Here is a 12928-nt window from a genome sequence, read left to right on the forward strand (position 1 = left end):
CGATACCCGTTGCGTATGGCGGGCATGGCCTTTATAGCGTGAAGCAAATCCACTTTTGGTGGATAATCTTGCTATCCGGAGAATGCCATGTCCGTCGATCTCGCTACTGTCAAACGCGTCGCCCATCTTGCCCGTATCGCCGTCAATGAAGACGAAGCACAGCGGATGATGGGCGAGCTTAACGGCATTCTGGGCTTCGTCGAGCAGCTTTCCGAAGTGAATGTCGATGGCGTCGAGGCCATGACCTCGGTAACCCCGATGGCGATGAAGAAGCGTGCCGATGAAGTGACGGATGGCAATAAGGCCGCCGACATCGTCGCCAATGCACCGAATACCGATCAGAATTTCTTCCTGGTGCCCAAAGTCGTCGAATAACGGTTCCCTCGAGCCCTTTCCGACCCGTTGCCCAATTCCAGATCTGAAGCGAAACAAAATGAGCGAACTGACCAGCCTGACCATTGCCGAAGCCCGCGACAAGCTGCGCGCCAAGCAGATTACCGCCACTGAACTGACCGAGGCCTATATCTCGGCGATCGATGCGGCCAACGGTCAGATCAATGCCTATATCGCTGTTACGCCCGACAAGGCGCGCGAGATGGCCAAGGCCTCGGACGCCCGTCTCGCCGCCGGCAACGCCGGCGCGCTCGAAGGTATACCGCTCGGGATCAAGGATCTGTTTGGCACCGAAGGCATCCACACCCAGGCCTGCAGCCACATTCTTGACGGCTTCAAGCCGCGTTATGAATCGACTGTCACGCAGAACCTCTGGAATGACGGCGCCGTCATGCTGGGCAAGCTCAACATGGATGAGTTCGCCATGGGCTCTTCCAACGAGACCTCCTACTATGGTCCGGTGATCAACCCATGGCGTGCCGAGGGTTCGAACCAGCAGCTGGTTCCGGGCGGCTCGTCCGGCGGTTCGGCCGCAGCCGTTGCAGCCCATCTCTGCGCCGGCGCGACCGCGACCGACACCGGCGGCTCCATTCGCCAGCCGGCCGCCTTCACCGGCACCGTTGGCATCAAGCCGACCTATGGGCGCTGCTCGCGCTGGGGCATCGTCGCCTTCGCCTCGTCGCTCGACCAGGCTGGCCCGATCGCCCGCGACGTGCGTGATGCCGCCATTCTTTTGAAGTCTATGGCGAGCGTCGACGCCAAGGACACGACCTCGGTCGATCTGCCGGTGCCGGATTATGAAGCCTCGCTTGGCCAGTCTCTGAAGGGCATGAAGATCGGTATTCCGAACGAATACCGCGTCGACGGTATGCCGGAAGAGATCGAGACGCTCTGGCAGCAGGGCATTGCCTGGCTGAAGGATGCCGGCGCCGAGATCGTCAACATCTCCCTGCCGCACACAAAATACGCGCTGCCGGCCTATTACATCGTTGCGCCCGCCGAAGCTTCTTCGAACCTCGCCCGCTATGATGGCGTCCGCTACGGCCTGCGCGTCGACGGCAAGGATATCGTCGACATGTATGAAAAGACGCGCGCTGCCGGCTTCGGCCAGGAAGTGAAGCGCCGCATCATGATCGGAACCTACGTTCTGTCGGCCGGTTACTACGACGCCTATTATCTGCGCGCGCAGAAGGTTCGCACGCTGATCAAGCGTGACTTCGAACTGGCCTTCAACGCTGGTGTCGACGCGATCCTCACGCCCGCCACGCCATCCTCGGCCTTCGGCATCGCCGACGAGGATCTCGCTTCGGATCCGGTGAAGATGTACCTGAACGACATCTTCACGGTGACTGTCAACATGGCCGGCCTGCCCGGCATTGCTGTCCCCGCTGGCCTCGACCCGAAGGGCCTGCCGCTCGGCCTGCAGCTCATCGGCAAGCCGTTCGAAGAAGAAACCCTCTTCAAAACCGCCCACGTCATCGAACAGGCCGCCGGTAAGTTCACGCCGGCGAAGTGGTGGTAAGCGCCACACTCGGACGAGCGGGCTTGATGAGCGATCTCGTCAAGTTTCGCGGAGTTTAAAGCCAATAGAAAAAGGGCCGTCCGGAAATCCGGACGGCCCTTTTTCATGTGCCAATATTCCGCCCGCGCGCCATCACACTTTGGACCGAAATACGATCATAAATTGCAGCCGGCCGTTTGGTCTCGTCCTCTGCAACCGAATCGGAAGGTCTCTTCATGCTCAAGCAAGTCACGACGATCCTGCTCCTCAGCGCATCCTTTCCAGCGATTGCGCTGGCGGCCGACAACGGGGCCATTCGATCCATCACCTTGTCCTCTGGCGGTCTGGCCCAGGTTTCCAGATCTGCCAATATCAATAGCGACGGCATGATCCGGATCGAGGTACCGCTCGATCAAGTCGATGATATCTTGAAGAGCCTTGTGGTGAATGGGTCGGCGGGCTCGGTGGCCGGCATGTCGCTGGCGGGGCCGCAGCCGTTGCAGGAGACCTTCAAGGGCCTGCCGTTCACGCCCGAAGCGCTTTCGTCCGTGCCGTCGCTTCTGACATCAATGCAGGGCGCCAGGGTGTCCGTCACCAGCGGGGGAAAGACCGTCGAGGGAAATATTCTCGGTATCGAGACGAGAAAGTCCGGCGATAAAGCAGCGGCTTACCTGCTCACCGTTATCGATAGGGATGGCGCAGTGGAGACGCTGGCACTGGGCGAGGACGCATCCGTCCGGCTTGAGGATGCCGAACTGAGAGCGAAGATCGCCAAAGCAGCGGCAGCCATCGCCCACGGCAAGAACGATCGCACACGCACCATCGATATCAAGGTGAATGGCGTGAAGAACAGCGGTGATATAGGCCTCACCTATGTCGTGCCGTCTCCCATCTGGAAAACGGCTTACAAGGTCGTCATCGACGGAAATGACAAGGCGCGCCTGCAGGCGTGGACGGTGCTGGAAAATGCCAGCGGTGAAGATTGGAAGGGCATCAAGCTGACGCTGACATCTGCCGAGCCAGTGACGCTGAAGCAAGGTCTGCACCAGCTCTATTGGCGCGAGCGGCAGGAGGTGCCGGTCAACACGGCGTCGAACAACGTCCCCGATCCCGACAGCGGCGATCTCTCAAACAGGCGGCGTCTCGCTTCTGGTGCCGAGGCGCCGGCAATGCCCGCCCCGCGACGAGCAATGAAGAGCATAGGCGGAAAGATGGCCGACGCTCAGGCCTATGAGGCCGATGAATTGGCGCGGCCGGCGGAGCCGATGCAGGTTGCCGCCGGAGACCCGGCCACGGCGACTGAAAGCGATATTTCCGCCACCTTCGAACTTCCGGGAACGTATGATCTCGCCAATGGCGATACCTTGTCGGTGCCGATCATGGACGCGGATGTGGAAGCCGACATGGTGGACATGTATCGGTCCGGCAGCGCCTATCGCAATCCCATAGCTGCCGTGATGCTCAAGAATACCACCGGCGTCAGCATGCCGGCGGGAATTCTGACGCTCTATGACGGCAAGACGGGCTATGTCGGCGATTCCCAGATGTCGGCACTGCCGAAGGACGACACGCGCCTCGCCAGCTTCGCGACCGATCGCAAGGTTACGATCAGCGAGCGGCAGACGCCAACGGAGGAGATTGCCTCGCTGAAGGTTGTCGATGGCGTGATGAATGCCACCGTCAAATATCGCCAGACGACAACATACACCGTATCGGGCGCTCTGGACGGCGAACGGACTGTTGTCATCGAGCATCCGATCCGGGATGGCTGGTCATTCTCCTCATCTGAAGGTTCCGGCAAGACGACAACGCACCAGCGGCTCAAGGCGGTCGTGCCGGCAGGCACGGAGAAAGTGTTGACCGCAGTCGACGAGCAGCTTCAGAGCAGCAGTTATGCTCTGGTCGATGCCGAACCGGCCATGCTGCTGGGATGGTCGGCTTCGGCACCTGACAAGGCACTTACGGATAAGCTCACAAACCTCGCAGATGCGCGCAAAAGGCAGGTTGCCGTCCAGAACGATCTGGAGCGCCTCGACAGCGAAATCGAGAAGACCACCAGCGAACAAGAACGGATAAGACAGAATCTCGGTGCCGTACCTGACAATAGCGATCTGAAGAAGCGCTATTTGAAGGCTCTGGCAAATAGCGAGGATCAAATCGCTGCCCTCAACGAAAGGCGCGATGCGGCGCAGGCAGAAAGCGATCGCCGCGGTAATGACGTGGCGGAGATCATCCGCACCTTCTGATCGCCCAGCGCTTTCTTTTCCGAATGGTATCGCCCGACGAGAGCCGCCTCATTCGGCGGCTCTCGTGTCCGGCTTATCGATTGTTCAACTGCGCCCTCACCAGCCGCAATCCCTTTTCGCTGATGCGATAGGGATGGCCGTCGGTGGATTTTATCGCCTTGAGGCGCTTCAGCCGTCGGAAGAGGTCGAGGTCGAAATCGGGGTAGACCCAGCCATCTCGCGTAAAGCAGTATACTGTCTCGATCTTCTTATTGTCGCTGCGTTCAATTTCGATGCGCCCGCCCTGGGCGAGCAGGTGGAGAATGCGCTGTTCCGCGCGGGAAATGTCCATTGTTGTCAAAATCCGTATAGCGCCAAAGGGCGCACAAAAACGATCCGAGCCTTCCCTTGGGGAAGTCGGGGCTTCGTTTTTCAGGCCCGGCACGCAAGAAGACTTGCGAGCGGGGCCTCTACCGGGACTGACAAAAGTTAGACATCAAAACTCCGTTGATGTTTCTCTCTAAAGCAGGTTGCGCCACGTCGTCAAGTTCAACCCTTTCGATGCGTTTTGCTTCGTAGCTGTTTGCCAATCTCGCCGCTGGCAAATGCTTTCTATGGGTGCTTTACTATCTCCAAATAGCGGGGGCCTGATGATCCACATTCGCAATGCCCATGAAGGTGAAACTGCGGTATTGGCGAGCATCGGCCTGCGCTCCTGGCAGAAGGCGATGAGCGCGATCGGCGGCACGGGTGAACTGCTGGAGAGTGCCAGCGAAGCCTTTGAAAATTTCACCCGCAATCTCTGGCTGACGATATCAGTCATAGAGCTGAACGGCGAGGCTGTGGGATGGGCGGCGCGCGAGGCGCTGGACGAGGCGATTTCCGATTTCTGGATCGATCCGGATTTCGTCAGACGCGGCCTCGGCACGGCGCTTTTGGCGCGGATCGAAGCGGATGTGCGCGGGCAGGGACTGGAGAAGGTTTCATTGCAGAGCCATGCGGGCAACACCGATGCCATCGCCTTCTTCAGGGCACGCGGCTATGAAATCCGCTGGCTGTCGATCGTCTATTCCCCCAAGCTCGACAGCGACGTGCCAACGGTCGGGCTTTCGAAATCGTTGGTCGATGACAGCGATGGCGCCTATGGCCGGGGCATATAGCAAGCGGTCGATGCCGAAAGCCTTGCGCCGTCACGCCAATTGCTCTACCTCACCAAAGCAGAAAACAGCATTATACAAGAGCTTCCCATGACCATTGTCGACGTCCGTACGCCTGATCCGAAACGCTTCATTCCCGGTGCCACCGGTGATTGGGAAGTCGTTATCGGGATGGAAGTCCACGCCCAGGTGCTGAGCAACTCCAAGCTCTTCTCCGGCGCCTCGACGGAGTTCGGCAAGCCCCAGAATTCCAACGTGTCGCTGGTCGATGCCGCCATGCCAGGCATGCTGCCCGTCATCAACGAGGAATGCGTGAAGCAGGCCGTGCGCACCGGTCTCGGCCTGAAGGCGCAGATCAATAATCGTTCGATCTTCGACCGCAAGAACTATTTCTATCCCGATCTGCCGCAGGGCTATCAGATCTCGCAATTCAAGGATCCGATCATCGGCGAGGGCAAGATCGTCATCTCACTTGGGCCGGATCGCCAGGGCCAGTTCGAGGATATCGAGATCGGCATCGAGCGCCTGCATCTGGAACAGGATGCAGGCAAGTCGATGCACGACCAGCATGCCACCATGTCCTATGTCGATCTCAATCGCTCCGGTGTCGCGCTGATGGAAATCGTCTCCAAGCCGGATATCCGCTCGTCCGACGAGGCCAAGGCCTATATGACGAAGCTGCGCTCTATCGTGCGCTATCTCGGCACCTGTGACGGCAACATGGACGAAGGCTCCATGCGCGCCGACGTCAACGTCTCGGTCCGCCGCCCGGGCGGCGAGTTCGGCACGCGCTGCGAAATCAAGAACGTCAACTCCATCCGTTTCATCGGTCAGGCGATCGAATATGAAGCGCGCCGGCAGATCGGCATTCTGGAAGATGGCGGCACGATCGACCAGGAAACCCGCCTGTTCGATCCGAACAAGGGCGAGACTCGATCCTTGCGCACAAAGGAAGATGCGCACGATTACCGCTATTTCCCCGATCCGGATCTGCTGCCGCTCGAATTCGACGACGCTTTCGTCGCGGAGCTTGCCGAGCATCTGCCTGAGCTGCCGGACGACAAGAAGGAACGTTTCGTCCGCGAGCTCGGCCTCTCGATCTATGACGCTTCCGTGCTCGTCTCGGAAAAGGCCATCGCCGATTATTTCGAGGCTGTTGCCGCCGGCCACGATGGCAAGATGGCTGCCAACTGGGTCATCAATGACCTCCTGGGCGCTCTGAACAGAATCGGCAAAGACATTGAAGAGACTCCGGTTTCGCCCGCCCAGCTCGGCGCGATCATCGACCTCATCAAGGCCGAAACCATTTCCGGCAAGATCGCCAAGGATCTGTTCGAAATCGTGCTCAACGAGGGCGGCGATCCCGCCGAGATCGTTGAAGCCCGCGGCATGAAGCAGGTCACCGATACCGGCGCCATCGAAAAGGCCGTCGATGAGATCATCGCCGCCAATCCGGATCAGGTTGCCAAGGTCAAGGCCAAGCCGACGCTCGCCGGCTGGTTCGTCGGCCAGGTGATGAAGTCGACGGGAGGCAAGGCCAATCCGCAGGCCGTCCAGGCGCTGGTCAAGGCCAAGCTCGGCATCGAAGAGGAATAAGCGGTGTTCTTCGTCCGCACCGCCAGCGAGCAGGACCTGGAAAAGGTCCGCGCTCTGCTCGGCGAAACTTGGTATGCGACCTATGACCGGATCTACGGGCAGGAAAAGGTCAACGAATTGCACGCCTCCTGGCATTCGACGGCTGCGCTGAAGGCGCGGCTGGCGAACAAGAACTCAGAATTTCTGGTGGCCGACAACGGCAAGACGATCGACGGCATGGGCTACGCCGCCATGTCCAAAGAGATGACGAAAACCGTCATGCTTCACATGCTCTATGTCAGCCCAAAGCATCAGCGTGAGGGTATCGGCCGAGACATATTTGCTGAGCTGGAGACCTGCTTTCCCGACGCCGAGATCATGCGCCTGGAGGTCGATCCGCAGAACGAGCCGGCAATTGCTTTCTACAAGGCTCATGGCTTTGTCGAGGTCGGCCGCACGGAAAACTGCGGCAACGGGCATTCGGGCATTCCGGCGCTGATTTTCGAGAAGCCGTTGGCGGCCCACTGAAAGAATAGACGAGACCGTTCATGGAAGCCGCCCGCCTGCTAATCCGCGAAGCGAAAGAAGCCGACCTTCGTGCTCTGATCGGTCTATTTGCCGCCGATGCCGTGGGTGGCCATGGCGATACGACCGACCCGTCTGCCTATGACGATTACCTCCGTGCGTTTCGCACCATCGCGGCGTCGCCTGAGCAGACGCTCTATGTCGCCGAACGCGCCGGCGAAGTGGTAGGGACGTTCCAGACGATGATCACGACGACGCTGACCGGGCGGGGCGGCTCTGCCATGATCATCGAAGCGGTCCAGACGCGAGCCGATATGCGCGGGCAGGGGATTGGCGCCGCCATGATCAATTTCTGCATCGACGGGGCAAAAAGCCGCGGGATGCGGATGATTCAGTTGACATCGAATAATGCTCGCAAGGACGCGCATCGCTTCTATGAGAGACTGGGTTTCAAGCCGACGCATCTGGGCTTCAAGATGCTATTGAAATGAAGCCTTTTGCCCGCTGGAATCACTGGACAAGCAGGCTTAGGGGCGGCATAAGCAAACTATCGAATTCTGGTATCGCTCGCCCCTCAGCGGGTATCGAGGAAAAGACATGTGGAATTTCATCGTACAGACCTTCACTTGGTGGAACAGCCAAACTTTGGGAACGCGCTTCGCGACCTGGCGGTTTGGCAAGCGTGTGGGCGAGGATGAATTCGGCAACGTCTATTACGAAGGCGGCATGTCTTCCTACGGCCTCCCGAAGCGCTGGGTGATCTACAAGGGCTATGCCGAAGCCTCCGCCATTCCTCCGGGTTGGCACGGCTGGATGCATCATCGCACCGACGTTCCGCCGACCAAGGAAAACTATGTCGCCAAGGAATGGCAGAAGGAACATCGTGCCAATCCCACAGGTTCGCCGCAGGCTTACCGTCCCCCGGGCTCTCTCGCCGTTGCCGGCGAGCGTCCGCGCGTGACCGGCGACTACGACGCCTGGACCCCGGGCAATTAAGCGAGAAGCCGGCTCGTCCTTTGGCCACAATTGGGCTTTAGGCGCGACATAGGCCGGCTTTTGCTCGGCGCCTTGACCGAGACCAAGCGGAGAGTGGCGGATATGATGGTTTTCACGCGGAGCGCTTCTTTGCGTGCAATGGCCGTGGCCGGCATTGCTCTCGTCGCTGGCATCTTGGCAGCTTCCACCGCCGAGGCCGCCCGCATCGCAAATCCGGTCGCCGTTTTCTCCGGCCTCGACAAGATCACCGGACGCATCACCACTTTCGATGTCTATGTCAACGAAACCGTGCAGTTCGGCGCGCTGCAGGTGACGCCGCGCGCCTGCTATTCGCGAGACGATACCGAGCAGCAGAAGGTAGACGGTTTCGTCGAAGTCGACGAGATCACCCTCGATCGCCGTATCCGCCGTATCTTCACCGGCTGGATGTTTGCCGATAGCCCCGGCCTCAACGCCGTCGAGCATCCGATCTATGACGTCTGGCTGAAAGAGTGCAAGCAAAAGTCCGACGTTCCGGCGCCGGATACCGCTGGCGCGAAGTAATCGCCTTCGAGACGTAGATTGCGGGATGGAACAGCCCGCAGAAGCCTTGCTCCTGCGGGCATCGTCTTAACAGTGATCCGAATTGGCGGCGGATTCACCTATCGCCTCACGATCGGCAATCTCCGACAAATCGAGAATGATCCTCAGACCGTCTTTGACCTTATGACGAAACAAGTCGTTGCGGTCCGGATGGGCTCTCAACTTGCCTCCGTCACGGAGGGCCTGAAGCCGCGAGCGCGAGATCGCCAACTCCGATGCAAGCAGCCGATCAAGGCGAAGGTTCACCGGGAACTCGGCTGATATCTCGATATCAAGCAAAGTCCAGTTGCTTGCCGCATGTATCGCCTCCTTCCGGATGATAACGTCGGACGGTTCGTCGACACGTTTTGCTTTCCGCTTCAATCCATCAAGCTCGAACTCTTGCGCTCGCACCCACTCCGGATCGCTGCCTTGTAGCGCCTCTAGCGTGGACGGGCCAAGGTCTTGAACGGTCCGGCGCTCGAAGAGCGTTCGGTTCCATGTCTTGTCGCAATCGATGCACTTATAGACGAGCCAGGCATCGAGCCGCTTACCATTGGCATTGAGCCGGATCTTGCCGCTCGATCGGAAGGGTTTTGGCGATCCGCAGCCGCTGCAGGCGATCCATGGCTGAGGCGATGTTTTAGGCGTAAGGGTCCAACGGACCTGAAGAATATTGCACATACCGTCTTGGTCTTCCGTCTGGAAGTCCACCAAGCTGGCGGTGAGACAAGCCCGTCGGGGCACGGCATGGCGATATTGCGGGACGGCTGAAGAGCTGAGACAGCGGCGGCTGCATTAGGCGCGTTTTGACAATGCCAAACCGGTCTCAGGCCATCACCCAATGGACATGAACATGCATCGGACGGCATCTTGCCGCCCTGAGGCACGGGGTGATTTGGATGAGACCGGTATTTACGACGGCAAAGTGGAACCTCTATGCACCAATGCTCTTCGCCCGAAGGGATAGCAGACCACAACCGGAATTTGAAGTGGTCCCAAAACGCTCAGGGCGGATCGTCGGAAAAGCTGAGATTGGGCGATTCCATCGCCTTTTCCAGCATCTTCGCATAGGCATCCTTCGGCACGTCGATGGCGCCGAATGTCTTCAGATGCTCGGTGGTGAATTGCGTATCGAGCAGGGTGAAGCCGCGTTCGCGCAGGCGCTCCACCAGATAGACAAGACAGATCTTGGAAGCATCCGTGCGGCGCGAAAACATGCTTTCACCGAAGAAGGCGGACCCCAGTGAGACGCCATAGAGACCGCCGACCAGCCGGTCACCTTCCCAAGCTTCGACGGAATGGGCATGGCCGATGTGGTGCAGGGTGGCGTAGAGCGAGCGGATAGTCTCGTTGATCCAGGTGCTGGGGCGATCGCTCGTCTGTTCGCCGCAGGCGGCGATGACCGCCTCAAAATCGCTATCGAAACGGATGTCGAAGGGGTGTTGACGGATTTTCTTGGCGAGGCTCTTGGAGACGTGAAACGTATCCAGGGGGATGATACCCCGCAGTTCCGGCTCGACCCAGAAGATTTCCGGGTCATCAGCCGATTCGGCCATCGGGAAAAGCCCGATGGAATAGGCGCGCAGCAGGATCTCCGGGGTAACGCCGGGATGTCTGCCGCGCGCTCCGGGCATTGGCTAGGCCGATGTGTTTGCCAGGTAGTTTTCCAGCCAGTGGATATCGTAATCGCCGTTGGCGATATCCTGGTTGGAAACCAGATCCTGGAAGAGCGGCAGGGTGGTCTTGATGCCATCCACCACGAATTCGTCCAGCGCGCGGCGCAGGCGCATCATGCATTCGACGCGGGTGCGCCCGTGCACGATCAGCTTGCCGATGAGGCTGTCGTAATAGGGAGGGATCTTGTAGCCCTGATAGGCGCCGGAATCGATACGGACTCCGAGGCCGCCAGGCGCATGGAAATGCGTGATCGTGCCGGGCGAGGGGACAAAGGTACGCGCGTCCTCGGCATTGATGCGGCATTCGATGGCATGGCCTTGGAAATGCACCTCATCCTGCGTGACCGAAAGACCACCGCCGGAAGCGACGCGGATCTGCTCGTGCACGAGGTCGATGCCTGTGATCGCTTCCGTGACCGGATGTTCCACCTGCAGGCGCGTGTTCATTTCGATGAAATAGAACTCGCCGTTCTCATATAGGAACTCGATGGTGCCGGCGCCGCGATATTTCAGCTTCTTCATCGCGTCGGCGCAGATCTGGCCGATCTTCATGCGCTGTTCGACGTTGAGTGCCGGGGAGTTGGCTTCTTCCCAGACCTTCTGGTGGCGGCGCTGCAGTGAGCAGTCGCGTTCACCGAGATGGACAGCGTTGCCTTCACCGTCACCGAAAACCTGGATTTCGATGTGGCGCGGCTTGCCGAGGTACTTTTCCATATAGACGGATTCGTTGCCGAAGGCTGCTGCGGCCTCCGTGCGGGCCGTCGACCAAGCCTCGATCAGGTCCTCTTCCGTGCGGGCAACCTTCATGCCGCGGCCGCCGCCGCCGGCGGTTGCCTTGATGAGAACCGGATAGCCGATTTCGCGTGCCGTCTTCAGCGCATCCGCCTCGGTCTTCACTTCGCCGTCGGAGCCGGGGACAACCGGAATGCCGAGCTGCTGCGCCGTGGTCTTGGCAGTGATCTTGTCGCCCATGATGCGGATATGCTCCGCCGTCGGACCGATGAAGGTGATGCCGTGTGCATCGAGAATATCGGCGAACTTGGCATTTTCCGAAAGGAAGCCATAGCCGGGATGCACGGCGTCCGCGCCGGTGATTTCACAGGCGGCAACAATCTGGTGGATGTTGAGATAGCTGTCGCGCGACGGCGGCGGGCCGATGCAAACGCTTTCATCCGCCAGGCGCACATGCATCGCGTCGCCGTCAGCGGTTGAATGCACCGCAACGGTCGCAATGCCAAGCTCCTTGCAGGCGCGCAGCACGCGCAGAGCGATCTCTCCGCGATTGGCTATGAGAATCTTCGAAATAATGGGCATGGGCCGACCTTACTCGATGACGACCAGGGCTTCGCCGTACTCGACCGGACGACCGTCCTGAACGAGAATTTCAGTCACCGTTCCGGACTTCGGCGCGGGAATCTGGTTCATCGTCTTCATGGCTTCGATGATGAGCAGCGTCTGCCCTTCCTTGACGGTCGCGCCGACCTGGATGAAGGCAGCAGAGCCCGGTGCCGGCGCCAGGTAGGCAGTGCCGACCATGGGCGCGCTGACGACGTTGTCGGGATTGCGGGCGTTGCTTGCCGGAGCAGCAGTGGCCGGCGCTGCTGCAGCGGCGGCGGGAGCGGCATAGGCGACCGGGGCGGCAATCGGCGCCTGAACATATTGCGTCGCGCCGGCGCGCGACACGCGGATGCGCAAATCTTCCTGTTCGACTTCGATCTCGGTCAGATCCGTGTCGTTGAGAATATTGGCGAGGTCGCGAATCAGCGCCTGGTCGATACCCGATTTCTTTTCAGCCATTGGATTTCTTGCCCTGTATTTTTGTTATTGGGTGATGGATTTCAGCGCTTGCAGCGCCAGGATGTAGCTATGAGGTCCGAAACCGCAGATCATGCCCTTTGCAGCGGGCGCGATCATCGATTTGTGCCGGAATTCTTCGCGTGCGTGGATGTTTGAGATATGCACCTCCACGACGGGAATGGAGATGGCGCGGATCGCATCGTGTAAAGCGATCGACGTGTGACCGTAGGCGCCGGGATTGATCGCGACACCGATGGCCTTGTCGCCGGCTTCATGGATCCAGTCCACCAGCACGCCTTCGTGATTGCTCTGACGGAAGTCGACAACGAAGCCCAGGCTTTCACCGACGGACTTGCAGTCGGCTTCGATATCCTTGAGCGTCTTGCCGCCATAGATGCCCGGCTCGCGCTTGCCGAGAGCATTTAAATTGGGTCCGTTAAGGACGAAAATAGTTTGCGCCATCAGTGGTTCCGTCAAAGTGCAGCGCAACCTATAGACTCCCGAGGCCCTATAGGAAAG

General features: G+C 59.4%; 15 protein-coding genes. 9 read left to right on the plus strand and 6 right to left on the minus strand.

From position 1 onward, the window contains the following. Positions 1 to 87 precede the first annotated feature (87 nt). The 3 genes from gatC (at position 88) to FHT85_RS12195 (ending at position 4140) form a co-directional block, all read left to right on the plus strand. On the plus strand, positions 88 to 375 hold the full coding sequence (gene gatC, locus FHT85_RS12185) for an Asp-tRNA(Asn)/Glu-tRNA(Gln) amidotransferase subunit GatC (RefSeq protein ID WP_037194314.1): 288 nt from the start codon (positions 88 to 90) through the stop codon (positions 373 to 375). A gap of 58 nt (positions 376 to 433) precedes the next feature. Beyond that, complete coding sequence (gatA, locus tag FHT85_RS12190; protein WP_112410577.1) at positions 434 to 1915, plus strand: Asp-tRNA(Asn)/Glu-tRNA(Gln) amidotransferase subunit GatA; 1482 nt, start codon at positions 434 to 436, stop codon at positions 1913 to 1915. Between the two features lie 215 nt (positions 1916 to 2130). Beyond that, a complete protein-coding gene (locus tag FHT85_RS12195; RefSeq protein WP_112410576.1) occupies positions 2131 to 4140 on the plus strand; it encodes a DUF4139 domain-containing protein in 2010 nt (669 codons plus the stop codon). A 73-nt stretch (positions 4141 to 4213) separates the two neighbouring features. On the opposite strand, the gene FHT85_RS12200 is transcribed toward FHT85_RS12195, so the two are convergent. After that, the gene (locus FHT85_RS12200; RefSeq protein ID WP_015339560.1) at positions 4214 to 4471 is read right to left on the minus strand and encodes a YjhX family toxin; all 258 of its coding nucleotides are present in this window, start codon (positions 4469 to 4471) and stop codon (positions 4214 to 4216) included. Between the two features lie 298 nt (positions 4472 to 4769). Between FHT85_RS12200 and FHT85_RS12205 the strand changes: the two genes are divergently transcribed. From FHT85_RS12205 to FHT85_RS12230, 6 genes are all read left to right on the plus strand, one after another. Beyond that, positions 4770 to 5279: a GNAT family N-acetyltransferase gene (locus tag FHT85_RS12205; protein WP_112410575.1), complete on the plus strand. Its 510-nt coding sequence runs from the start codon at positions 4770 to 4772 to the stop codon at positions 5277 to 5279. 87 nt (positions 5280 to 5366) lie between these two features. Then, complete coding sequence (gene gatB, locus FHT85_RS12210; protein ID WP_112410574.1) at positions 5367 to 6872, plus strand: Asp-tRNA(Asn)/Glu-tRNA(Gln) amidotransferase subunit GatB; 1506 nt, start codon at positions 5367 to 5369, stop codon at positions 6870 to 6872. Positions 6873 to 6875: 3 nt separating this feature from the next. After that, the gene (locus tag FHT85_RS12215) at positions 6876 to 7379 is read left to right on the plus strand and encodes a GNAT family N-acetyltransferase (RefSeq protein WP_112410573.1); all 504 of its coding nucleotides are present in this window, start codon (positions 6876 to 6878) and stop codon (positions 7377 to 7379) included. 20 nt (positions 7380 to 7399) lie between these two features. Beyond that, positions 7400 to 7867: a GNAT family N-acetyltransferase gene (locus FHT85_RS12220; protein WP_112398574.1), complete on the plus strand. Its 468-nt coding sequence runs from the start codon at positions 7400 to 7402 to the stop codon at positions 7865 to 7867. A gap of 106 nt (positions 7868 to 7973) precedes the next feature. Next, positions 7974 to 8372 (plus strand): NADH:ubiquinone oxidoreductase subunit NDUFA12, encoded by a 399-nt coding sequence (locus FHT85_RS12225; RefSeq protein WP_095434555.1) that lies wholly within the window; start codon positions 7974 to 7976, stop codon positions 8370 to 8372. 102 nt (positions 8373 to 8474) lie between these two features. Continuing rightward, positions 8475 to 8915 carry a DUF2155 domain-containing protein gene (locus FHT85_RS12230; RefSeq protein ID WP_112398573.1) on the plus strand — a complete coding sequence of 147 codons (441 nt, stop codon included), beginning with the start codon at positions 8475 to 8477 and terminating at the stop codon, positions 8913 to 8915. A 66-nt stretch (positions 8916 to 8981) separates the two neighbouring features. On the opposite strand, the gene FHT85_RS12235 is transcribed toward FHT85_RS12230, so the two are convergent. The 5 genes from FHT85_RS12235 to aroQ all read right to left on the minus strand — a co-directional run bounded on the left by FHT85_RS12235 (position 8982) and on the right by aroQ (position 12871). Further along, positions 8982 to 9617, minus strand: a complete 636-nt coding sequence (locus FHT85_RS12235; protein WP_112398572.1) for a DUF1062 domain-containing protein — start codon at positions 9615 to 9617, stop codon at positions 8982 to 8984. 323 nt (positions 9618 to 9940) lie between these two features. After that, a complete protein-coding gene (aat, locus tag FHT85_RS12240) occupies positions 9941 to 10570 on the minus strand; it encodes a leucyl/phenylalanyl-tRNA--protein transferase (RefSeq protein WP_112337487.1) in 630 nt (209 codons plus the stop codon). Positions 10571 to 10573: 3 nt separating this feature from the next. Then, positions 10574 to 11926 carry an acetyl-CoA carboxylase biotin carboxylase subunit gene (gene accC, locus FHT85_RS12245; protein ID WP_112410572.1) on the minus strand — a complete coding sequence of 451 codons (1353 nt, stop codon included), beginning with the start codon at positions 11924 to 11926 and terminating at the stop codon, positions 10574 to 10576. Between the two features lie 9 nt (positions 11927 to 11935). Continuing rightward, positions 11936 to 12409 (minus strand): acetyl-CoA carboxylase biotin carboxyl carrier protein, encoded by a 474-nt coding sequence (gene accB, locus FHT85_RS12250; RefSeq protein ID WP_112337485.1) that lies wholly within the window; start codon positions 12407 to 12409, stop codon positions 11936 to 11938. A 24-nt stretch (positions 12410 to 12433) separates the two neighbouring features. Then, positions 12434 to 12871 (minus strand): type II 3-dehydroquinate dehydratase, encoded by a 438-nt coding sequence (gene aroQ / locus FHT85_RS12255; RefSeq protein WP_112410571.1) that lies wholly within the window; start codon positions 12869 to 12871, stop codon positions 12434 to 12436. Between the last annotated feature and the right edge of the window lie 57 nt (positions 12872 to 12928).

It is taken from the genome of Rhizobium sp. BK312, assembly GCF_014193605.1.
Lineage (GTDB): Bacteria > Pseudomonadota > Alphaproteobacteria > Rhizobiales > Rhizobiaceae > Rhizobium.